Here is a 22,355-nt window from a genome sequence, read left to right on the forward strand (position 1 = left end):
ATGGGGGCGATCTTCCAGGCCTGTCTGCTCGGCGCGCTGGCGCTGCTCCTGCTCTCCGCCGGGATCGAGGACGTGCGCTTCCGCACCATCGCCAATGCCAAGAACGCCGCGATCGCGCTCGCCGCGCCGCTCTGGTGGTGGGCGAGCGGCATGGCGCTGTGGCCCGACGTCGCGCTGCAGATCGGCTGCGCCGCGATCGTCTTCGCGCTGTTCATCGGCGTGTTCGCCATCGGCGCGATGGGCGGTGGCGACGTCAAGCTGATCGGCGCGCTCGCGCTGTGGCTGCCGCTGGTGCCGTTGTTGCGCATGCTGGTGCTGATGTCGCTGCTGGGCGGCGCGCTGACGCTGGGGATGCTGCTCCACCAGCGGCTGCGCCGCCGCGGCAGCACCGGCGCGATCGAGGTGCCGTACGGCGTCGCGATCACGCTCGGCGCCGGATTTGTCCTCTACGAACCGATTCTTAACCGGATTGGGTGATGCTTAACGCCGCCACAACCGGGTCGGCCAAAGAATACGAAAAGGCGTAGTTCAACATGGACGCACGTAGGCTATTGCTGCTCGTCGGCGCGTTGCTGGTCGCCGGCATCACCGCGTTCATGGCGCGCACGCTGGTGCTCGGCTCGGCCGCACCCGCTGCCGGGGCGATGGCGCCGGGAGCGCCCGCAGCTGCTGCCGCGCCGGTCAACACCACCGAAGTGCTGGTCGCCAAGCGCGCACTCCCGGTGGGCACGATCCTCGACGCCACCGCGCTCGAATTCCGCCCCTGGCCCAAGGACCTCGTGGAAGGTGCGTACTATGTCCGCGGCGAGAGTGAGCCCGCCAAGCTGCAGGGCGCTGTTGTCCGCTTCGCGGTGCCTGCCGGCCAGCCGGTGACGCAGGGCGCGCTGGTCAAGCCCGGCGACCGCGGCTTCCTTGCCGCAGCACTCGGCCCCGGCATGCGCGCCGTCACCGTTCCCGTTTCCGCCCAGAGCGCCGTCGCGGGCTTCGTCTTCCCGGGCGATCATATCGACCTGATCCTCACCCAGACGGTGAGCGGCGAAGGCGCGCCGCTGCGCGCCTCGGAAACCGTGCTGCGCAACCTGCGCGTTCTCGCCACCGACCAGCGCACCGACAAGCAGACCGACGACAAGGGCAAGACCGTGGTGACCGCCTATTCGACCGTCACCGTCGAGGCGACGCCGAAGATCGCCGAGAAGATCGCCGTCGCCCAGACCGTCGGCACCCTGTCGCTGTCGCTGCGCTCGCTCGCCGATACGCAGACCGACCTCGACGAGGCGATCGCCAGCGGTGCGGTGAGCGTGCCCGACGATCCCAAGAAGGAAAAGGCGTTCCTCGCCCGCGCGACCAGCCGTCCGCAGGACGATGGCGATTCCTATGTCACCGGCGCCGATGTGTCGCGCTTCCAGCGTCGTACCGTGCCGGCCACGCAGGGCCCGCCCCCCGGCACGGCTGCGCCCGCCGCTGCGGCGGTGAACAGCGCGCCGGTAGCGGCACAACCGATCGGCCCGGTGGTGCGCGTCGTGCGCGGCAGCGATGCCAGCCTCGTCCCCGTCGGCGGAAAGAACTGAGATGCAGCGCTCCCCCCTCCTCGGCGCCGCGACCCTCGTCGCGCTGCTCGCCGCTCCGCATGCGCTCGCGCAGAACCGCAGCGCCAAGCCCGTCGCCCGAATGGCGCAGCTGCCCGCCGGCAGCCAGCGCCCGGTGCGCGAGGTGCTGCTGTCGATCGGCGAGGGCGAGCTCGTCACCCTTCCCGCCGCCGCGGCCAATGTCTGGACCTCAAACCCAAGCGTCGCCGACGTCTATGTCGCGAGCAGCCGACAGATCCACCTCTACGGCAAGGCGTTCGGCGAGGCGACGGTGTTCGCCACCAATGCCGCCGGGGCGGTCGTCTATTCGGCGAACATCCGCGTCAGCCAGAACATCAGCAGCATCGATGCGATGATGAAGGCGGCGATGCCCGATGCGGACATCACCGTCACCACCGTCGGTCAGCTCGCGGTGCTCAACGGCACCGTCCGCTCGCCGCAGGACAGCGAGCAGGCGGAACGGCTGCTCACCACGATGCTCAACCCGGGCGTCAAGCTCAGCGACCCCAACGCGTCGCTCAAGATCGGCGTGGTCAACCGGCTGCGCACGGCGACGCCGCTGCAGGTGCAGCTGCAGGTCCGCTTCGCCGAGGTGAGCCGCAGCTTCGTCAAGAACCTCAACGTCAACCTGACCAATCGCGATCGCGGCAGCTTCCTGTTCGGCATCAGCCAGGGCAAGGCGGGGACGATCACCACTAACACCGGCACCACCGCGGACCCCGCCACGGGCGCGCCGCCGGGGGCCAGCATCTTCTCCTTCCCCGCGCCCAGCACCGGCAACACGATGCTCGGTGCGGCCGGCCGCTTCCTCGGCACCGATCTGCTCGCCAGCCTCGATTTCGGCGAGACGATCGGCCAGGTCTCCACCCTCGCCTCGCCCAGCCTCGTCGCGCTGTCGGGCGAGACCGCCAATTTCCTCGCGGGCGGCGAAATCCCGATCCCGATCGCGCAGGCACTCGGCACGACGACGGTGGAATACAAGCAATACGGCGTCAGCCTCGCCTTCACTCCCACCGTGCTGGCGGACGGGCGGATCTCGCTGCACGTCCGCCCCGAGGTTTCGCAGCTCTCCTCCTCGGGGGCGGTAACGCTGGCCAACACGACCATCCCCGCGCTCACCACGCGGCGCAGCGAGACGACGGTGGAGATGGGCTCGGGCGAGAGCATGGTGATCGGCGGGCTGCTGCAGAACAGCCACAACAACTCGATTACTAAGACGCCGGGCCTGGGCGACATGCCGATCCTCGGCGCGCTGTTCCGCTCGAATGCGTTCCAGCGCAACGAGACCGAGCTGGTGATCGTGATCACGCCGTACCTCGTCCGCCCGGTCAACGCGAACCAGATCCGCCTGCCGACCGACGGCTACAAGGCACCCAACGATTTCGACCGTATCTTCCTGGGCTCGCTGGGCGAGGGCAAGTCAGGCGGCGAGCGGCCGATGCCGAGCATGGCGCCGCAAAGCGCGGCCCCCGCCACCGGCGCGCTGGTCCCCGCCCCGATCGCGCCGGCCAGCCCACCCCGCAAATCCAAGAACGCCGCCGCCGCGCCGGGCTTCGGCCTGTGATGCGCCCGTCGAGGAGAACCGCCTTGTTGCCGCGCCCTGCTCTCGCCCTGCTCGCCCCCGCGCTGCTGCTCGCCGGTTGCGCGGGCTATAATGGCGGCCTCGATTCGGTGCACCAGCCGATCGTCAGCCGCCAAGACCTGACGCTCGACCTCCAGGCCGACGGCAGCCGGCTCGCCCCCGGCGAAGACCGTCGCCTCGCCGAATGGATGGGCGCGATGAACCTGCGCTATGGCGACCGCATCGCGATCGACGACGGCGCCGACGGCAGCACCGGCCGCAGCGACATCGCCGCCGCCGCCGGGCGCTACGGCCTGCTGCTCGCCGATCGCGCGCCCGCCACGGGCCGCCCGGACTCGCCGGGCACCGTCCGCGTGGTGCTCACCCGCACCAGCGCCGCGGTGCCGGGCTGCCCCGACTATCGCCATTTCAGCGGCGCGACCGCCGATGCCAGCACCAGCTCCAATTTCGGCTGCGCGACTGCCGCGAACCTCGCCGCGATGGTCGCCGACCCGGCCGATCTGGTGCGCGGCGCCCCAGGCGCCCCCACCGCCGACCCGCTGACCGTCAGCAAGGCGATCGGCGCCTATCGCGCGGCCGCGCCCAGCGGCGGTGGCGGCGGCACGGTAAAGGCCGAATCGAGCGGGGGTCCGAAGTGAACGCCCCCTTCAACCCCGGCCGCGCAGCTAGCCGCGATCCGTTCACCGCGTTCGTCTGCGACGAGGCCACGGCCGAGCTGATGCGGCCGATCGCGGTCGAACTCGGCTGGTCGCCGGAGAAGGTCAACAAGGGTGGGCTGCGCAACGCGGTGCAGACGCTCGCCGTCTCGGCCAGCCCGCACGTGCTGTTCGTCGACCTCTCCGAATCGGGCGACCCGCTCAACGATATCAACGCGCTCGCCGAAGTGTGCGAGCCGGGCACGATCGTGCTCACCGCCGGCGCGGTGAACGACGTGCGGCTATACCGCGACCTGATTTCCAGCGGCATCCAGGATTATCTGCTCAAGCCGATCAACCCGGACATGCTGCGCGATGCCTTCCTCCAGGCGCAGACCGCGCTGGCGGCGCCCAAGCATAGCGACGCAAGCGCCGGCCGGCCCCACTCGGCGACCGCCGTAATCGGCACCCGCGGCGGCTGCGGCGCGACCAGCATCGCGACGTCGATCGCCTGGCTGATGGGCGAGCGACAGGGCCGCACCACCGCGCTGCTCGATCTCGACGTCCATTTCGGCACCGGCGCGCTGGCGCTCGACCTCGAGCCCGGCCGCGGCCTGACCGACGCGATCGAGAATCCGAGCCGCATCGACGGGCTGTTCATCGAACGCGCGATGGTCCGCGCCTCCGAACGGCTCGCGGTGCTCTCGGCCGAGGCGCCGATCAACGCGCCGATGACCGGCGACGGCGCCGCCTTCTACCAGCTCCAGGAAGAGATCCGCAGCGCCTTCGAGTGCACGATCACCGATCTGCCGCGGCAGATGCTGGTGCAGCACCCCCATTTGATCGCCGACATGCAGGTCGCGGTGCTGGTCACCGAGCTCACCCTCGCCGCCGCGCGCGACACGATCCGCATCCTCAGCTGGTTCAAGTCCAACGCGCCACAGACCCAGATCTTCCTCCTCGCCAACAAGATGCCGCAGCCCGCGCTGCTCGAGATCAGCCGCAAGGAATTCGAGGGCTCGATCGAGCGCCCGATCGACTTCGTCGTTCCGTTCGATCCGAAGCTGGCCGCCCAAGCCGCCAAGCTCGGCAAGCCGATGGCGGAGGTGGGCCGCACCAACCGCGGGCTCGCCCCGATCGGCGAGCTCGCTGGCCGCATTCTCGAGATCACCGATGCCGGCGCCGAAGGCGAGCGCAAGGCAGCGGCCAAGGGCGGCTCGCTGCTCAGCAAGCTCGGCGACCTCAAGGCGCTGATGGCGAGCAAGAAGAAGTAATCGGGCGATGCCGCTGCTGCCCCTCCTGATGCTGGGCCTGGGCGTCGCCGCGGTGCTGGTGCTGCTGGTGCTGGCGCTGTCCGGCCCCTCGGCGCAGCGGGCGAGCGCGCGGCGGCTGACCTCGCTGCGCGACCGGCACATGGTGAGCGCCACCGGCGCCAATGCGATGGAAGCGCAGCTGCGTCGCATCTCGACGACGCAGGCCAGCAGCTTCGACCTCACCTTCGCGCGGCTGCTGCCCAACCAGGAACAGCTCGAAAAGCGGCTGGCGATGACCGGCAAGAGCTGGACGCTCGGCCAGTACGGCCTTGCCACGCTGGGGCTGGCGCTGGCGGTGGCGCTGCTGCTGTTCCTCAAGGGCGCGCCGCTGCTGCTGTCCCTCGTGTTCGGGCTGTTCGTCGGGCTGGGCCTCCCCCATTTCGTCGTCGGCTTCCTGATCAAGCGGCGTGTCGGCAAGTTCACCGCCACCTTCCCCGACGCGATCGACCTGCTGGTCCGCGGCCTGCGCTCGGGCCTGCCGATCACCGAGACGATCGGCGTGGTCGGTTTCGAGATGCCGGGGCCGGTGGGCGAGGAATTCCGCGCGATCAGCGACAAGATGAAGATCGGCCGCACCCTCGACGCGGCGCTGCAGGAGACCGCCGACCGGCTCGGCACCCCCGAGTTCCAGTTCTTCACCATCACCATCCAGATCCAGCGCGAGACCGGCGGCAACCTGGCCGAGACGCTGAACAATCTCTCCGACGTGCTGCGCAAGCGCGCGCAGATGAAGCTGAAGATCAAGGCGATGTCGTCGGAAGCCAAGGCCTCGGCGATCATCGTCGGCGCGCTGCCCTTCATCGTCTTCGGGCTGATCTGGTCGATCAACAACGAATATATGATGCACTTCTTCACCGATCAGCGGCTGATCGTGACCGGCGGCGGCGGGCTGGTGTGGATGGCGATCGGCACCTTCATCATGGCCAAGATGGTCAATTTCGAGATCTGACGGCGATGGCACCCACCCCAGGCCCCACCCTGCTCGGCATCGACGTCCTCTGGGTCGCGACGATCCTGTCGGCGATCGCCGCCTTTGCGGTGCTCGTCGCCATCTATGCCGCCACCACGGTGCGCAACCCGATGGGCCGCCGGGTGAAGATGCTCAACGAACGCCGCGAGCAGCTCAAGGCCGGCATCGTCGCCACCCCGTCCAAGCGCCGCGCCAAGCTGGTCCAGCGCAGCGACACCACCGACCGGATCCGCAGCTTCCTCAGCTCGCTCAAGGTGCTGCAGGACGAGCAGGTCAAGGCCGCGCAGGTCAAGCTGCTCCAGGCCGGCATTCGCAGGCGCGAATGGGCAGTGGGCGTGATCCTCGGCCGGCTGGTGCTGCCGATCGTGATCGGCGGACCGATGCTCTACTTCGTCTACGGCACCGACATGTTCGCCGACTGGGAGCCGCTCAAGGCCTATGGCCTGGTCGCGGGCAGCTTCCTGCTCAGCTACAAGGCGCCCGACCTCTACCTCAAGAACCGCATCCAGAAGCGCACCGACGCGATCCGAAAGGGCCTGCCCGACGCGCTCGACCTGCTGGTGATCTGCGCCGAGGCCGGCCTCACCGTCGACGCCGCCTTCGGCAGGGTCGCCAAGGAACTGGGCCGCGCCTATCCTGAGCTGGGCGAGGAATTCTCGCTGACCGCGATCGAGCTGGGCTTCCTCACCGATCGCCGCGCCGCCTTCGAGAACATGGCGATGCGCATCAATCTGGATGCAATTCGCGGTGTCGTTACAACCATGATCCAAACGGAGAAATACGGCACCCCCCTCGCCTCGGCACTCCGCGTCCTCTCTGCAGAATTCCGCAATGAAAGAATGATGCGGGCGGAAGAAAAGGCCGCGCGCTTGCCTGCGATCATGACCGTTCCATTGATCCTGTTCATCCTGCCGGTGCTGTTCATCGTGATCCTCGGGCCCGCTGCCTGCTCGATCAACGACTCGCTGATGCATTGACGCTTACGGAACCGAACGCGGGGTGACAGGTTGTTGGCGGGTTGCCGGGAGCCCGACTGATGACCGACTTGCCCTATACCACCCCCTTGCAGTTCCTCGGCCTCGCGCTCGCGCTGGTCGCCGGCTGGCTGCTCGGCATGGCAAGCAGCAGCGCCGGCCGCCGCTGGCGCGAACGCTATGAAGCGGAACGCGACGCGCACCAGGCGCTGCGTGAGGAACTCGCCACCGCCCACACCCGCGTCCGCGATCTCGAAGCCGCCAATTCGCGGCTGGAGCGTACCATCGCCGATCGCCGCCCGGCTGCGGCGCCGGTCGCCGACCCTGCCCCGACCAAGCGTGATTCCGCGATCCGAAGCTGGTTCTACGGCGGCACCGACGTGCTTGCCCGGATCCGCGGCATCGACGAACATCGCGAGCGCCAGCTCAACCAGCTGGGCATCCAGCATTTCCGCGACATCGAGGAACTGCCGCGTGGCGATGAGCGGCCACTGGAGGAACGACTCGGGCTGCCGCAGGGCACGATCGTGGAGGAACGCTGGCGCGAGCAGGCGGCATTGCTCCGTGCAGGCGAGACCGACGAACATGCCCGCAGGTTCGGCCACCACGCCTGATCCTGCCTTACAACAGAGATTGACTGTCGCCCGGGCGCAACGCCCGGGCGCTTTTTTTGTGGGCGCGCCAAATGGGGAACCGCCGCGGCACCTCTGGCGGAGAAGGTACGATAGTGCCCGCTTTCCCGTACGTTAGGCACAACCTTTTGCACTTGTGAAAACTGCTCAACGCCTATAAAATTTTTACCTCCGCCATATCCGATCGCGAACGATTCATAACCACGCCCCGAATAGGTCATGCCTTTGTCTTATACTGGCTTGACAACTGGTCAGGCCTCTAGGACATTTGTCGGACCACGGGCAGCAAGCTCGGGACACAAAAAACAGAGCACCGCAGCAGGGTTCGCCGTTTTTGATGAGGGGTGGTTTGATGTTGAGTCCTTCGACGACCAAGGCGCGTCGCGCCGTTTCCGGTACCAAGTTGGTATTGCTTTCCGCAGGCTGTGTCGCAGCCTTGGCGCTCGGCGACCCCGCCTTCGCCCAGACCGACGCCGCCCCCGCCGCGCAGGGCCAGGACGATACCGGCGGCGACATCGTCGTCACCGGCTTCCGCTCCAGCCTCGCCTCCGCGCTTGACGCGAAGCGCAAGGACATCCGCATCACCGACGGCATCTCGGCCGAGGATATCGGCAAGTTCCCGGCGCAGAACATCACGGAAGCGATCCAGCGCATCGCCGGCGTCCAGATGTCCAACATCAACGGCCGCGGCTCGACGATCAGCATCCGTGGCCTCGGCGCGCAATATGCCCGCACCACGATCAACGGCCAGACCTTCGCCAGCGCCGACTTCAAGGACGGCTTCCGCTACGACATCATCCAGACCGATCTCGCCAGCGCGATCCAGGTGGTGAAGTCGCCGACCGCGGACATGGACACCGGCGGCCTGTCGGGCACCGTCAACATCGATACCGTGAAGCCGCTCGCCTATAAGGGCCCGCGCTTCATCGTCGGCGTGAAGGGCTACAATTCCGATTATCGCGGCAAGGAAGTCACGCCCAAGGTCAGCGGGGCGTATATCGACAGCTTCGCCGGCGGCACGCTGGGCGTAATGGCCAACGTCAGCTACCAGAAGCTGAAGGATCGCGGCGACTACGCCTTCATCAAGAACTGGTACAACCCGGGCGTTGTCGATCCCACCAACTATGTGCCGGGCAATTTCCGCCTGCGTCGTATCGACCGCGACAGCAAGCAGCTGATGGCCAGCGGCGCGATCCAGTGGAAGCCGCAGTCCAATTTCGAAGTGCTGCTGCAGGGTGAATATTCGAAGGACGATACCCGCTACGACACGCAGCAGCTGGTGTTCGGCCGCTGGGACACGAGCGCGATCAAGGTCAACCACACCGCCAACGGCGTGGCCGACCAGATCACGATCAGCAAGTTCGGCGTCGGCAACAACAACCAGCCCGAAATCCGCAACCTCAAGACGCAGGCCTATACCGGCACGATCAACTGGCAGCCGGGCGAAGGCTGGAACGTGCACGCCGTGGCCCACTACACCAAGGGCGATGCGAACCTCCAGGAATATGCCTCGATCGACTCGATCGACGTCGCAAGCGGCGGTACGCTGGACATCAGCAATCCCAGCAACGTCAAGTTCACCACCGCAGCCGGCGTGCTCAACGGCTCGCTGTTCACGCCGGCCAATCGCACCTTCTTCGCCTTTGTCGACGGTGCGACGCACATCCAGAGCGCCAAGGACAAGGCAGCACAGCTGGACGTCACCAAGGATATCGGCGCCTTCGGCATCAAGTCGCTGGCCTTCGGTGTGAAGTATCACCACGAGAGCTTCCAGACGGACGCCTTCCGCCATGATCGCGACGCGGACGTGACCCGGCCGGACCTCTATCCGGAATATGCGTTCATCCCGGATCTCAGCACCACCGGCAAGCAGATCACCAACTTCCTCGACGGGCGGATGGCGATCCCGACCAACTTCCGCGAGACCAATGCGCCGCTCTGGCAGTCGGTCCTCGCCTCGAAGGGCATCACCGTGCCCGACGTGCGCGACTGGGCGAACAGCTACCGCGTCGATCGCTACATCCCGGCGGTCTATGCGATGGCCAATATCGACACGATGCTCGGCGACAAGGCGCTACGCGGCAACCTGGGCGTACGCTATGAGCATACCCACCAGAATGTCGCCTCGAACCTCACCGCCGGCACCGACAGCAGCTCGCCGCTACTGGGCACGCAGCATGTGGTGCAGGATTACGGCAACGTCCTGCCCAGCGCCTCCTTCGCGCTGGACCTCACCAACCGGCTGGTGGCGCGCGTCGCGGCCGCCAAGGTGCTGGTGCGCCCGCTGCTCAACAGCCAGACGCAGATGGCCGACACCTTCGTCACCGACAATACCGGCATCCGCCCCAGCGTGTCCGTATCGAACGGTGAATCGCGCCTGAAGCCGCTGACCGCCAACCAGGCCGATATCAGCCTCGAATATTATTATGGCCGCGGCAACTCGATCAGCATCGCCGGCTTCTACAAGGCGGTGAAGAACGGCACCTTCACCCAGTTCTACTGCCCGACCGCGTTCAACGGGGTGACGCTGAACGGCCAGGTCGGCAACTGCCAGTCGGCGGACGGCAAGGTCGACTATAACTTCAGCCGGAAGCTGAATGACAACAGCGTCATCCACATCAAGGGCGTGGAAGTCGCCGCGTCGCAGAGCTTCGACGAATTCCTGCCGGTCAAGGGTTTCGGCGCGACCGGCAACGTCACCGTGGTCGATGCGGACTCGCCCGCGCTCGGCACCGGCTTCAACCTGCGCGATCTGTCGAAGCTCACCTGGAATCTGACGCCGTACTGGGAAAACCAGATGTTCAGCGTCCGCCTCTCGGTGAACCATCGCAGTTCGTACAAGCAGGATGCGGCCAGCAGCTTCTTCGTCGACGGCGGCCAGATCCACACGGTGCGCAGCCGCACCCAGCTCGACCTCGCCCTCGGCTTCACGCCGACCAAGTGGCTGGGCTTCACCGGCGGCATCATCAACCTGAACAACACGCGGGAGGAGGCGTATCAGACGAACGCCAACACCTTCCAGATGACGAGCCTTACCGGCCGCACCTTCTACCTGTCGGCGACCGCCAAGTTCTGATCGTCCAAACCGGATAATCCCCACCTGCCCTCCTTCCCCTGTGGAAGGAGGGCATTTTCTTTGGGGAATCTCCGCCACCGCGATTTAACGACAAGCAACGGGACGCCCCGTCTTGCCGCTCCCGCTATCCGGCCGGCTCCAAAGAAGGAGTTCGAAGATGCAGTTGCTTGCCGGTAAGGTTGCGATCGTCACGGGGGCGAGTTCGGGGATCGGGCGGGCCGCCGCCCAGTTGTTTGCCGCGCACGGCGCATCGCTGATCCTCGTCGCGCGTCGCCAGGATCGGCTCGATTCCGTCGCTGCGGCAATCGAAGCAGCAGGCGGGCGCGCCATCACCGTCGCAGGCGACGTTACCGACATGGCGACCCACGAAGCTGCCGTCGCTGCTGCGCGAGCGCGGTTCGGCGGGCTGCACATTGGCTTCAACAATGCCGGCGTGGTCGGCGCGATGCAGCCGCTCGCCACGATCGATCCGGCCGACTGGTCGGCGGTTCTGGCGACAAACCTCACCGCCGCGTTCCTCGGCGCACGCGCGCAGATTCCGGCGATGCTGGCAAGCGGCGGCGGCGCGCTGGTGTTCACCGGAAGCTTTGTCGGCGCGAGCGTGGGGTTGCCGGGGATGAGCGCCTATGCCGCGGCCAAGGCGGGGCTGCTCGGCCTCGTCCGGGGCATCACCGCCGACTATGGCGCCGCCGGGATCCGTGCCAACGCGCTCCTCCCCGGCGGTACGGCCACCGAAATGGCGGGGGACGATATGCAACGCGAGTGGGCCGCCGGCCTGCACGCAATGAAGCGGATCGCAGCACCGGAGGAAATCGCACAGGCCGCGCTGTTCCTCGCCAGCGACATGGCGAGCTTCGTGACGGGCTCCGCGCTTTGGGCGGACGGCGGGAATGCCGCGGTGAAGCTGTAGCAGGCACACAATAGCCCCTCCCCTGGAGGGGGGCCGTGCAGGCTGCTGCGTCTATCGCAGCACCGCTGCCGTGTAGTTCTCCACCACCTCGGCCAGCGCTCGCCCTTCGCCGTCCAGCACCAGCGCGCGGTGGCGGAGCACATAGGGCGCAATCCCGGTCAGCACCTGCTCCAACGGCTTGCGATGGGGCTTGAGCGGCCGGATCACCGCGCCGAACGGCGTATCCCCCTGCTCCAGCGCGGCGTTCATCGCCGGCGTCAGGCGCGAGGGCACATACCAGTTCTCAGCGACCGAAAAGGCCACGCCTGCGCAGCTCAGCACCACGCCGCGATAGACCACCCGCTCGCCCGGCCCCACGCCCAGCCGCATCCGCTGCTCGGGCGTCGGATCCTTGTGTGCCGTCCGGTCGACCTCCGCCCGAATCGGCCCCCCGCAGCGGCGTTCCAGCACGGCGGTGGCGGTGGGACTGGCGAGAAGCTCGCGGCTGAGGGCCGCCGCATCGTCCGTCGCTACCGCTACCGCCACTACCAGCATCACTTTCCTCGAATTGCCGCCTGCGCTGCCGCGAGCCGCGCGATCGGTACGCGATAGGGCGAAGCCGAGACATAATCGAGCCCTGTCTTTTCGCAGAAGGCGATCGACGCCGGATCGCCGCCATGTTCGCCGCAGATGCCTAGCTTGATGTCGGGCCGGGTCGCGCGGCCGCGCTCGGCGGCGAGCGCAATCAGCTGGCCGACGCCCTCGACGTCGAGGCTCACGAACGGATCCTTGGCGTAAATGCCCTTCTCGACATAGGTGGTGAGGAAGCGCGAAGCGTCGTCGCGGCTCACGCCCAGCGTGGTCTGGGTGAGGTCGTTGGTGCCGAACGAGAAGAAGGCGCCCACTTCGGCGATCTCGCCCGCCATCAGCGCGGCGCGCGGCAGTTCGATCATCGTGCCGACCAGATAGTCGAGCGTGCGGCCCTTTTCGGCGAACACCGCCTGCGCTGCCTTGTCGACGACCGCCTTCATCAGCTCCAGCTCGCGCCGGGTGGCGACGAGCGGGATCATGACTTCGGGCACCGGCGCCGCACCCGACTTCTCCGCCACGGCAATCGCGGCCTCGAAGATGGCGCGCGCCTGCATTTCGTAGATTTCGGGATAGGTCACGCCCAGGCGACAGCCGCGATGGCCGAGCATCGGGTTGAACTCGTGCAGCTCGGCCGCGCGGCGCTTGAGCGTGTCCACATCCACCCCGGCCGCCGTGGCGACTTCGGTGAACTCCGCCTCTTCGTGCGGCAGGAACTCGTGCAGCGGCGGATCGAGCAGGCGGATCGTCACCGGCAGCCCCGCCATCACCTCGAAGATCTCGAGGAAGTCGCTGCGCTGTTCGGGCAGCAGCTTATCCAACGCAGCGCGACGGCCCGCCTCGTTCTCGGCGAGGATCATCTGGCGCACCGCGGTGATGCGGGCCGAATCGAAGAACATGTGCTCGGTGCGGCACAGGCCGATGCCCTCGGCGCCGAACTCGCGCGCGATGCGGCAGTCGAGCGGCGTCTCGGCATTGGCGCGAACCTTGAGGCGGCGGACTTCGTCGGCCCAGGTCATCAGCGTGCCGAAATCGCCCGACAGCTCGGGCTGCACCGTCGGCACCTGGCCGGCCATCACCTCGCCGGTGGCGCCGTCGATGGTGACCATGTCGCCCTCGCGGACCTCACGGCTGCCGACGCGCATCACCTTCTCGCGCGCGTTGATCGACAGGCTGCCGGCACCCGAGACGCAGGGGCGCCCCATGCCGCGCGCGACGACCGCCGCATGGCTGGTCATGCCGCCGCGTGCGGTGAGGATGCCGCGCGCCGCGTGCATGCCGTGAATGTCCTCGGGGCTGGTCTCGACGCGGATCAGGATCACCGAGTCGCCGGCATTGGCGCGCTTCTCCGCCGTGTCGCTGTCGAACACCGCGAGGCCCGAGGCCGCGCCGGGGCTGGCGGGCAGGCCCTTGGTCAGCACGTCGCGCGGCGCCTTGGGGTCGAGCGTCGGGTGGAGCAGCTGGTCGAGCGCCGCCGGATCGACCCGCAGGATCGCCTCCTCGCGCGTGATCAGCCCCTCATTCGCCATGTCGACCGCGATCTTGAGCGCCGCCTTGGCAGTGCGCTTGCCGCTGCGGGTCTGCAGCATCCACAATTTGGCGCGCTCGACGGTGAACTCGATGTCCTGCATGTCGCGATAGTGCGTCTCGAGCCGGTCGAATACCGCCGCCAGCTCGCCATAGACCTCGGGCATCGCCTCTTCCATCGAGGCGGGCTTGGCGCCTGCGGCCTCGCGGGCGGTCCGGGTCAGATATTGCGGCGTGCGGATGCCGGCGACGACGTCCTCGCCCTGCGCGTTGATCAGGAACTCGCCGTAGTAGGCGCGCTCGCCGGTGGAAGGGTCGCGGGTGAAGGCGACGCCCGTCGCCGAGGTGTCGCCCATATTGCCGAACACCATCGCCTGCACGTTCACCGCCGTGCCCCAGTCCGCGGGAATGTCGTTCAACCGGCGATAGACCTTGGCGCGCTCCGACTGCCAGGATCCGAACACCGCGCCGATCGCACCCCAGAGCTGGTCGTGCACGTCCTGCGGGAACTGCTTGTTCCACAGCTCCTGGACGATGCTCTTGTATTCGGCGACCAGCGCCTGGAGGTCGGTGGCCGACAGCTCGGTGTCGAGCGTGAAGCCGCGATCTTCCTTGGCGATCTCCAGCGCTTCCTCGAACCGGCCATGGTCGAGGCCCAGCACCACATCGGCATACATCTGGATGAAGCGGCGATAGCTGTCCCAGGCGAAGCGATCGTCGCCGCTGGTCGCGGCCAGCCCCTGCACCGTCTGGTCGTTGAGGCCGAGGTTGAGGACGGTGTCCATCATCCCCGGCATCGAGACGCGCGCGCCCGAGCGGACCGAGACGAGCAGCGGATCGGCGGCGTCCCCGAACTGCTTGCCGGTGATCGCGGCGATATGCGCGATGCCGTTCGCCACCTCGGCCTTCACGCTCTCGGGGAAAGTCTCGCCTTCCTCATAATAACGCGTGCACATCGCGGTGGAGATGGTGAAGCCCGGCGGCACCGGCAGCCCGATCGAGGCCATCTCGGCAAGGTTCGCGCCCTTGCCGCCGAGCAGATTCTTGTCGCCCGCACCACCGTCCGAAACACCACCGCCGAAGCGGTACACATATTGCGTCATTCTGATCCCCTTCCGATCGAAGCGCCCTTTCAAGACAGAAAGGGCGCTATCGCAGGTGCGAAGAAGGCGGAACCGCTGACTACGTTGTCGGTATCCGATTATTTCGGGACGATGGCAGTTTCAGGCCAATTTACGGATATTAATCGTACAATTAAGCCCCTCAACCTTCGATCCTGGCGAAGTCCGCCACCTTGTGCACTGCATCACGCATCCGCGCGAGCAGGCCGAGGCGCGCGGCGCGCTTTACCGGATCGGTATCGTTGACCGTCACCTGATCGAAGAAGGCGTCGATCGGGGCGCGCAGAATCGCGAGCGCGGCCATGGCATCCTCGAACTGCTCGGCTTCGATCGCGGCGGTCGCCTTGGGCTCGGCCGCGTCGAGCGCTGCGGCAAGCGCCGCCTCGGCGGGTTCGGGCGCGGCGTTCACGGCGCCGGCTCCCCATTCCTCCTTCTTGAGGATGTTCGCCGCGCGCTTGTAGCCGGCGAGCAGGTTGGCGCCGTCCTCGGTGGTGACGAACGCCTGCAGCGCCTTCACCCGCGCGAGCAGCCGGACGAGATCGTCCTCGCCGCCGAGCGCGAACACCGCGTCGATTAGGTCGTGGCGGACACCCGCCTCACGCTGCTGGACCTTGAGGCGGTCGACTACGAAGTCGACCACAGAGATTGCCACCTTCCGACGCGCGACGTCTTCGTCGCTGAGCGTCTTGTCCGCGGCGTGCCCAAGCCAGCCAAGGCGAATGACTTGGCCGAGATCAGCGCGAAGGCCATTCTCAAGAATAAGCCGTCCAATACCAATCGCCGCACGACGAAGTGCGAAAGGATCCTTTGACCCGGTCGGAAACTCTTCAATCTCAAAGAACGAGTTGATCGTATCCAGCTTGTCCGCCAGCGCCACCGCCACCGTCACGGGATCGGCGGGGACGTCATCGCCCTGCCCGACCGGCTTGTAGTGATCGCGGATCGCCGTCGCGACCGCCGGGTCTTCCCCTTGCGCGGCGGCGTAATAGCCGCCCATCAGGCCCTGTAGCTCGGGGAACTCGCCGACCATGCCGGTGACGAGGTCCGCCTTGGCCAGTTCTGCCACACGCCGTGCCAGTGCCGGATCGCAGTTCGGCACGATCTTCTCGGCCGCCAGCCACTCGGCCAGCTTGGCCACGCGCTCGACCTTCTCGGCCACCGTGCCCAGCTTCTCGTGGAAGACGATCTTCTCGAGTTTCCCCACCTGCGCTTCGAGCGGCACCTTCAGGTCCGTCTCGTAGAAGAAGCGCGCGTCGCTCAGCCGCGCCGCCAGCACCTTCTGGTTGCCCGCGACGATCTTCTCGCCGCCATCGGCCGCGTCGATATTCGCCACGCAGACGAACGCGTTGGCCAGCTTCCCCGCAGCATCGCGGCAGACGAAATACTTCTGGTTCACGCGCGCGGTGAGCTGGATCACCTCGGGCGGCACCGCCAGGAAGGCCTCCTCGAAGCGGCCGAGCAGCGGCATCGGCCATTCGGTCAGCCCGGCATTCTCGAACAGCAGGCCCTCGTCCTCGATCAGGCTGAGCCCGGCCTTCTGCGCGGCCATCTTCGCCCCCAGCGCGATGATGCCCCGCCGCTCGGCGCCGTCGACGATGACATGGCAGGCGCGCAGCTTCTCGACATAGTCGTCGGCCGAACCGATGGTGATCGTGCCCGGATGGTGGAAGCGATGTCCAACCGTCGCCGCGCCGCTGGTCACCCCGGCGATGTCGCACGGCACCACGTCGCTGCCGAACAGCGCGACGATGCCCTGCAACGGACGCACCCAGCGCAAACTCTCGGTAGAGAGCGAATCCGCCCCCCAGCGCATCGACTTGGGCCAGGGGAAGGCGCGGATCACGGCGGGGATCGCGGCAGCCAGCACCTCGGCGGTTGCGCGACCCGGCTTGTCGACGATCGCGAACAGCACGCCGTCGCGCTCGACCAACTGGTCGGCGGTCAGGCCGGTCTTGCGGAGGAAGCCTTCGAGCGCCTGAGGCGGCGCGCCGACGCGCGGGCCCTTGGTCTCCTCGGAGACGGCGGCGGTCTGCTCGGGCAGGCCCTTCAGGATCAGCGCCAGCCGGCGCGGCGTCGCGTAGGACACGACCTCGGCGGCCTTGAGCCCGGCCTTTTCCAGCTCGGCCGCGAACAGGCGGGCGAGATCCTCCCGCGCCTTTTCCTGCATGCGCGCCGGGATTTCCTCCGAGCGGAGTTCGAGAAGAAAGTCCGTCACGCTGCCCACCCGTTCTTTTCCATCCACGCCGTGCAGGCGCCCTTCGCCAGATCGCGCACCCGGCCGATATAGGCCTGGCGCTCCGCCACCGAGATCACGCCGCGCGCATTCAGCAGGTTGAAGATGTGGCTCGCCTCGATCGCCTGCTCATAGGCCGGGATCGGCAGCTTCGCCTCCAGCGAGCGCTCGCACTCGGCCGCGGCCTTGCGGAACAGGTCGAACAGCGCGTCGGTATCGGCGACCTCGAAGTTCCACGTCGACATCTCGCGCTCATTCTCCAGGAACACGTCGCCGTACGTCACGCCCGCGTCGTTGAAGGCGAGATCGTACACGCTGTCCTTGTTCTGGATGTACATGGCGAGGCGTTCGAGCCCGTAGGTCAGCTCGCCCGCCACCGGCTTGCAGTCGAACCCGCCCATCTGCTGGAAATAGGTGAACTGGGTGACTTCCATCCCGTCGCACCAGACTTCCCAGCCCAGGCCCCAGGCGCCGAGCGTGGGCGATTCCCAGTCGTCCTCGACGAAGCGGATATCGTGCTTGGTGAAGTCGATGCCGATCGCGGCGAGGCTGCCGAGATACAGTTCCTGCAGGTCGGGCGGGCTCGGCTTCAGGATCACCTGATACTGGTAGTAATGCTGCAGCCGGTTGGGGTTTTCGCCATAGCGGCCGTCGGTCGGGCGGCGGCAGGGCTGGACGAAGGCGGCGTTCCACGAGTCCGGCCCCAGCGCGCGCAGCGTGGTGGCGGGGTGGAAGGTGCCGGCGCCCATCCGCATGTCATAGGGCTGCAGGATCAGGCAGCCGCGCGTGCTCCAATAGTCGTGGAGCGTCAGGATCATGCGCTGGAAGCTGAGAGGTTCGGACAAGTTGGTCACCCTGTAAGGTTTGGAGAGCGCTTTGGCGCAGGGCGCCGAGGGGGTCAACCGGGAGGGGGGGGGCCGTGCCCTCTCCCTCAGCCGTCATCTCGGCGGAAGCCGGGATCCATTGGGGTTTCCGGCGCGGCTTCATCCCCGGCGGAGGGGCGAATGGATCCCGACTTTCGTCGGGATGACGGGCGTGGGAGTGGCGGGACCCGTTGACTCCCCTGCCCCCATCTCGCCAAGCCCGCCCCCATGTTCCGCGCACTCCTCCTCGCCGCCCTGTTCCTCCTCGGCAGCTGCGGCGCCGCGCCGCGCGAGGCCAAGCCTGCGCTGTGGGCGGTGCGCGACGGCGACACGACCCTCTATCTGTTCGGCACCGTCCATCTGCTCCGCCCCGACCTGCGCTGGTTCGAGGGCCCGGTGCGCACCGCGTTCGAGCGCTCGGACACGCTCGTCCTCGAACTGGTGATGCCGCCCGAGGCGGAGACGCAGGCGCTGCTCGACAAGCTGGGCCGCACGCCCGGCGACCCGACCGTCGCCGCCCTGCCCGCGCCCGAACACGCCAAGCTCGAAGCCGCGCTCCATGCCGCCGGGCTCGCGCCGCAGTCGCTAGACCGCGACGAGCCATGGCTGGCCGCACTCACCCTCTCGCTGCTACCGCTACAGAAGCTGGGCTATGACGATGCGAACGGCGTCGAGCAGGTGCTGCAGGCCGCCGCGCAGAAAGCCGGCAAGCGGCTGGCCGGACTGGAGACCGCCGCTCAGCAGTTCGGCTATTTCGACGGTCTCTCCGCCGCCGCGCAGGGGCGTCTGCTCGGCGACACGCTGAACGGCCTGCCCGAGACCGGTGCCAACATCGACGCCGCCGTCGCCGCCTGGAGCAAGGGCGATGCGGACACGCTGGCCCGGATGCTCAACGCCGATCTCGCCGGCAATTCCGAGCTGCGCGACACGCTGCTGCTCCGCCGCAACCGGGCTTGGGCGGATTGGATCGCCAAGCGGATGCAGGCGCCGGGGACAGTGTTCGTCGCGGTCGGCGCCGGCCATCTGGCGGGGGATGCGAGCGTGCTGGCGTTGCTGGCCAAGGCCGGGTTGAAGGTGGAGCGGCTGCAATAACAGCACCGACGAGAACGAAAGCGGAACTTTTACTTCCCTACAGCTGCACTTCGGGTGTATGTCTCGGCAGATCGGCCCATGCCGGTGCGGGGGCAGAGAGCGCAGATGTCGTTTTGCCGGAACTTTCGGAACTTTCGGGGGCCGAACACCTGCCTTGCGATTCCGCTGCGCTTCGCCTATAGGCGCGCGCTTGCCGTGGCAGGGTCATCCCTGGAGGCCTGCCGCTGCATGCACGTTGAAACATTTAGCGCATTGGAAATCGACACATGAGCGACACGCTTACGCTGTCGGCCGAAACGCGCGACCGGGCTGGCAAGGGAGCCTCCCGGGCGCTGCGTCGTGAAGGCCGCGTCCCCGCCGTGATCTATGGCAACAAGCAGGATCCCGCCAGCATCCACGTCAACGAGCGTGAGCTGCAGAAGCTGCTGAACACCGGCCACTTCTTCAACTCGGTGATCATGGTCAACGGCGAGCGCACGCTGGCCAAGGACGTCGCCTTCGACGTCGTCACCGATCGTCCGCTGCATGTCGACTTCCTGCGCATCTCCGAGCACGCGACCGTCACCGTCGAAGTGCCGATCGTGTTCGTCGACGAAGAGCTGGCTCCCGGCCTGAAGCGCGGCGGCGTGCTCAACATCGTCCGCCACGAGCTGGAGCTGGTGGTCGACGCGGCAGAGATCCCCGACCAGATCGAGATCTCGGTCAAGGGCCTCGAAGTCGGCGACTCGCTGCACATCTCGGCCGTGACCCTGCCCAAGGGCGCGACCCCGTCGATCACCGATCGCGACTTCACCATCGCCACCGTCGTCGCGCCGTCGGCGCTGAAGTCGGCGGACGGCGAAGCGGAAGCCGAGTCGGCCGAGGGCTGATCGGCCTTCCCTTCACGGGTTCAAAAGATCGCCTCCGCACCCTAGGTGCGGGGGCGATTTTCTTTTCGGGAGTGTAGGTGATGCAGCTATGGGTAGGTCTCGGCAATCCGGGGCCGCAATATGCGATGCACCGCCACAATGTCGGCTTCATGGCGCTCGATGCGCTGGCCGAGGTGCACGGCTTCTCGGCGCCGAAGAAGCAGTTCCAGGGCTGGACCCAGGAAGGCCGAATCGGCACCGACAAGGTCGTGCTGCTCAAGCCCGGCACCTTCATGAACGAGAGCGGACGGGCGGTGCGGTCCGCCCTGGATTTCTACAAGCTGGCGCCGAAAGACGTCACCGTCTTCCACGACGAGCTCGACCTGTTGCCGATGAAGGTGAAGGTGAAGCGCGGCGGCGGCACGGCGGGCCACAACGGCCTGCGCTCGACCGACGCGCATCTCGGGCCCGACTTCCGCCGAGTGCGCCTCGGCATCGGCCATCCGGGACACAAGGACCGGGTGACCGGCTATGTGCTCGGCAACTATGCCAAGGCCGAGATCGAGCCCTTGTCCGACATGCTCGGTGCGATCGCCGCCGAGGCGCCCTGGCTGGCGGCGGGCGACGATGTGCGCTTCATGAACGAAGTCGCGCGACGCATGCAGGACTGAGCGCCGGGCGCTTCGGGTTCTTACCCTGAATCAATGAGGTTGCGATGGAACGGTAGCACCGCCCGTGCCATCCTGGGGCAACTGTCGATGAAGGGATGCCCCATGCGCCTCGTCCTGCCCGCCCTGCTCGCGCTGCTGCCGCTCGCCGCGCCCGCCGCGGCCCAGACCGCCCCCGCCCCGGCGCCGCAGCCGGTCTACGAGCTGCGCATCTATTATCCGGCGCCGGGCAAGGCCGAGGCGCTCAACGCCCGCTTCCGCAACCACACGCTCAAGCTGTTCGCCAGGCACGGCATGCGCAACGTCGCCTATTGGAACGAACTGCCCCGGCCGGATGCGCCCGAGGGCCGCGTGGTCTACATCCTCGCCTATCCCAGTCGCGAAGCCCGCGAGGCGGACTGGAAGGCGTTCGGCGCCGATCCCGACTGGCAGAAGGTGGTCGCCGAGTCCGAGGCGAACGGCAAGATCGTCACCAAGGTCGAGAGCATCTTCATGACCATGGCGGACTATTCCCCGCCGCTCGCAGGCGCGCGGTAGGCGCAGGGCCATCTAGTCGATCCGTTGATGGCGCAGCGGCGCAGCATCGGCGACCCTGCCACGCACTTGGCAATGGAGGACCGATATGCTGGCCATCGACCGAAGCGGCGCCGCGGGCGCACCCTATGCACGGCCGCTAACGCCGATCGGCCATGGACCGGATCCGCGGCAGATCGAGCGCGACTATCAGGTGCCCGACGACAAGACGATCGCCTGGAGCCCGAGCCTGTTCGGCGCGATCCCCCTCGGTGGGATCGGCGGCACTCGCACGATCACCCAGACCGAAGGCAAGCTGCTCGACAATCTTACCCGCGATCGCGGAATCCTGGGCCTCAACAGTTTCAAGAACATCGCCGACGAAGCATTCTCGGTATCGGAAAAGCGGGTGCCGCCGCCCACCACGATTCCCGCAGGCGCGCGGCAACAGATCGCGGCGCTGCCTGCCGAGAAGCAAGCGCTCGCCGCCCGCGCCTATCCCAAGAATGACGGCCATACCGATGCGTTCCGGCACGCCTATTGGAACGCCCGCCTCACCGCCGAGTTCGGCGAGAACTGGACGAAGCAGTTCACCACGGCGCATGAAGGGCTGCCTGGCAACGGCGCGGTGCGGGAGGCGATGGATTTGTACAACAACGAAGTCGGTCGCCGCATTGCGGTCGAACACCCCGGGGCATCCCCCGAGGCATTGGCGGACCTCGTCCAGAAGGCCCTGGACGACGGCGAGCTGATGGTGGTCGATCGCAGCGGGCACCTGGCGCCCAGCGACACCGTTGCCCGCGGGCAGCACGGCATGGCCGATCCCCGCCCGGCGGATGGGGTCATGCAGACGCCCAAGGGCGATGCCAGCGCGAACGGGTCGTGAAGGCGGGTACGGCATTGGGGACGATCGTGGCGCTGGCGCTGGCCGGCTGTGGAGGCGCGCAGATGCAGTTCGACAAGAGTGCCTGGGCAGCGGAGCGCGGCAATTATGACGGCGAGAACCGCCGTGGCGCAATGGTGTCGCAACTAGGTGGTGCAGGCGTCGTGGCAGGGGCATCTCGCGAGGCGGTGCGGGAACTGCTTGGCGAACCCGATTCCAGCGGTCCGTCAGCCGATATCTATTATCTCGGCCGCAGCGCAACGGGGCCGAGCTTCGAGATCTACCGGATCGAATATGACGCCGCGGGCAAGCTTCGCACCGCGCAAGTCCAGCGCGGCTGATCAACGGACAGACGAAAAGGG

The 22,355-nt window shown here is 67.3% G+C and carries 20 protein-coding genes; 16 read left to right on the top strand and 4 right to left on the bottom strand.

Annotated elements, in window-relative coordinates:
* The 10 genes from QZ670_RS04500 to QZ670_RS04545 all read left to right on the top strand — a co-directional run bounded on the left by QZ670_RS04500 (nucleotide 1) and on the right by QZ670_RS04545 (nucleotide 11,678).
* Nucleotides 1–477, top strand: coding sequence for a prepilin peptidase (locus QZ670_RS04500; RefSeq protein ID WP_294252588.1), 477 nt, complete (start codon nucleotides 1–3; stop codon nucleotides 475–477).
* A 56-nt stretch (nucleotides 478–533) separates the two neighbouring features.
* Nucleotides 534–1,568, top strand: coding sequence for a Flp pilus assembly protein CpaB (gene cpaB, locus QZ670_RS04505; RefSeq protein WP_294252589.1), 1,035 nt, complete (start codon nucleotides 534–536; stop codon nucleotides 1,566–1,568).
* Nucleotide 1,569: 1 nt separating this feature from the next.
* Nucleotides 1,570–3,150: a type II and III secretion system protein family protein gene (locus tag QZ670_RS04510; protein ID WP_294252590.1), complete on the top strand. Its 1,581-nt coding sequence runs from the start codon at nucleotides 1,570–1,572 to the stop codon at nucleotides 3,148–3,150.
* 26 nt (nucleotides 3,151–3,176) lie between these two features.
* On the top strand, nucleotides 3,177–3,806 hold the full coding sequence (locus QZ670_RS04515; RefSeq protein ID WP_365894606.1) for a CpaD family pilus assembly lipoprotein: 630 nt from the start codon (nucleotides 3,177–3,179) through the stop codon (nucleotides 3,804–3,806).
* Nucleotides 3,803–5,077: a pilus assembly protein CpaE gene (locus QZ670_RS04520; protein ID WP_294252592.1), complete on the top strand. Its 1,275-nt coding sequence runs from the start codon at nucleotides 3,803–3,805 to the stop codon at nucleotides 5,075–5,077. The genes QZ670_RS04515 and QZ670_RS04520 overlap by 4 nt, the downstream gene beginning before the upstream one ends.
* Nucleotides 5,078–5,084: 7 nt before the next feature.
* Nucleotides 5,085–6,065, top strand: a complete 981-nt coding sequence (locus tag QZ670_RS04525) for a type II secretion system F family protein (RefSeq protein WP_294252593.1) — start codon at nucleotides 5,085–5,087, stop codon at nucleotides 6,063–6,065.
* Between the two features lie 5 nt (nucleotides 6,066–6,070).
* The gene (locus QZ670_RS04530; RefSeq protein ID WP_294252594.1) at nucleotides 6,071–7,063 is read left to right on the top strand and encodes a type II secretion system F family protein; all 993 of its coding nucleotides are present in this window, start codon (nucleotides 6,071–6,073) and stop codon (nucleotides 7,061–7,063) included.
* A 59-nt stretch (nucleotides 7,064–7,122) separates the two neighbouring features.
* Nucleotides 7,123–7,674, top strand: a complete 552-nt coding sequence (locus QZ670_RS04535; RefSeq protein WP_294252595.1) for a hypothetical protein — start codon at nucleotides 7,123–7,125, stop codon at nucleotides 7,672–7,674.
* A gap of 370 nt (nucleotides 7,675–8,044) precedes the next feature.
* Nucleotides 8,045–10,768 (top strand): TonB-dependent receptor, encoded by a 2,724-nt coding sequence (locus QZ670_RS04540; protein WP_294252596.1) that lies wholly within the window; start codon nucleotides 8,045–8,047, stop codon nucleotides 10,766–10,768.
* Nucleotides 10,769–10,925: 157 nt separating this feature from the next.
* Nucleotides 10,926–11,678 (top strand): SDR family oxidoreductase, encoded by a 753-nt coding sequence (locus tag QZ670_RS04545; RefSeq protein ID WP_294252597.1) that lies wholly within the window; start codon nucleotides 10,926–10,928, stop codon nucleotides 11,676–11,678.
* A 51-nt stretch (nucleotides 11,679–11,729) separates the two neighbouring features.
* On the opposite strand, the gene QZ670_RS04550 is transcribed toward QZ670_RS04545, so the two are convergent.
* The 4 genes from QZ670_RS04550 to QZ670_RS04565 form a co-directional block, all read right to left on the bottom strand.
* On the bottom strand, nucleotides 11,730–12,212 hold the full coding sequence (locus tag QZ670_RS04550; RefSeq protein WP_294252598.1) for a hypothetical protein: 483 nt from the start codon (nucleotides 12,210–12,212) through the stop codon (nucleotides 11,730–11,732).
* A complete protein-coding gene (ppdK, locus tag QZ670_RS04555; RefSeq protein ID WP_294252599.1) occupies nucleotides 12,212–14,875 on the bottom strand; it encodes a pyruvate, phosphate dikinase in 2,664 nt (887 codons plus the stop codon). The genes QZ670_RS04550 and ppdK overlap by 1 nt, the downstream gene beginning before the upstream one ends.
* Before the next feature lie 160 nt (nucleotides 14,876–15,035).
* On the bottom strand, nucleotides 15,036–17,108 hold the full coding sequence (gene glyS / locus QZ670_RS04560; protein ID WP_294252600.1) for a glycine--tRNA ligase subunit beta: 2,073 nt from the start codon (nucleotides 17,106–17,108) through the stop codon (nucleotides 15,036–15,038).
* Nucleotides 17,105–17,944, bottom strand: a complete 840-nt coding sequence (locus QZ670_RS04565; protein ID WP_294252770.1) for a glycine--tRNA ligase subunit alpha — start codon at nucleotides 17,942–17,944, stop codon at nucleotides 17,105–17,107. Before QZ670_RS04565 ends, glyS begins: the two co-directional genes overlap by 4 nt.
* A 273-nt stretch (nucleotides 17,945–18,217) precedes the next feature.
* Here QZ670_RS04565 and QZ670_RS04570 point away from each other — a divergent pair, with 273 nt between their 5' ends.
* The 6 genes from QZ670_RS04570 (at nucleotide 18,218) to QZ670_RS04595 (ending at nucleotide 22,334) form a co-directional block, all read left to right on the top strand.
* Complete coding sequence (locus QZ670_RS04570; RefSeq protein WP_294252601.1) at nucleotides 18,218–19,081, top strand: TraB/GumN family protein; 864 nt, start codon at nucleotides 18,218–18,220, stop codon at nucleotides 19,079–19,081.
* 266 nt (nucleotides 19,082–19,347) lie between these two features.
* Nucleotides 19,348–19,950, top strand: a complete 603-nt coding sequence (locus QZ670_RS04575; RefSeq protein ID WP_294252602.1) for a 50S ribosomal protein L25/general stress protein Ctc — start codon at nucleotides 19,348–19,350, stop codon at nucleotides 19,948–19,950.
* A gap of 80 nt (nucleotides 19,951–20,030) precedes the next feature.
* Nucleotides 20,031–20,600, top strand: a complete 570-nt coding sequence (gene pth / locus QZ670_RS04580) for an aminoacyl-tRNA hydrolase (protein WP_294252603.1) — start codon at nucleotides 20,031–20,033, stop codon at nucleotides 20,598–20,600.
* A gap of 102 nt (nucleotides 20,601–20,702) precedes the next feature.
* Nucleotides 20,703–21,134, top strand: coding sequence for an NIPSNAP family protein (locus QZ670_RS04585; protein WP_294252604.1), 432 nt, complete (start codon nucleotides 20,703–20,705; stop codon nucleotides 21,132–21,134).
* 85 nt (nucleotides 21,135–21,219) lie between these two features.
* Complete coding sequence (locus tag QZ670_RS04590) at nucleotides 21,220–21,996, top strand: hypothetical protein (protein WP_294252605.1); 777 nt, start codon at nucleotides 21,220–21,222, stop codon at nucleotides 21,994–21,996.
* A complete protein-coding gene (locus QZ670_RS04595; RefSeq protein ID WP_294252606.1) occupies nucleotides 21,993–22,334 on the top strand; it encodes a hypothetical protein in 342 nt (113 codons plus the stop codon). The genes QZ670_RS04590 and QZ670_RS04595 overlap by 4 nt, the downstream gene beginning before the upstream one ends.
* Nucleotides 22,335–22,355 lie beyond the last annotated feature (21 nt).

The organism is uncultured Sphingomonas sp. (assembly GCF_913774285.1).
In the GTDB taxonomy this organism is placed as follows: Bacteria; Pseudomonadota; Alphaproteobacteria; order Sphingomonadales; family Sphingomonadaceae; genus Sphingomonas.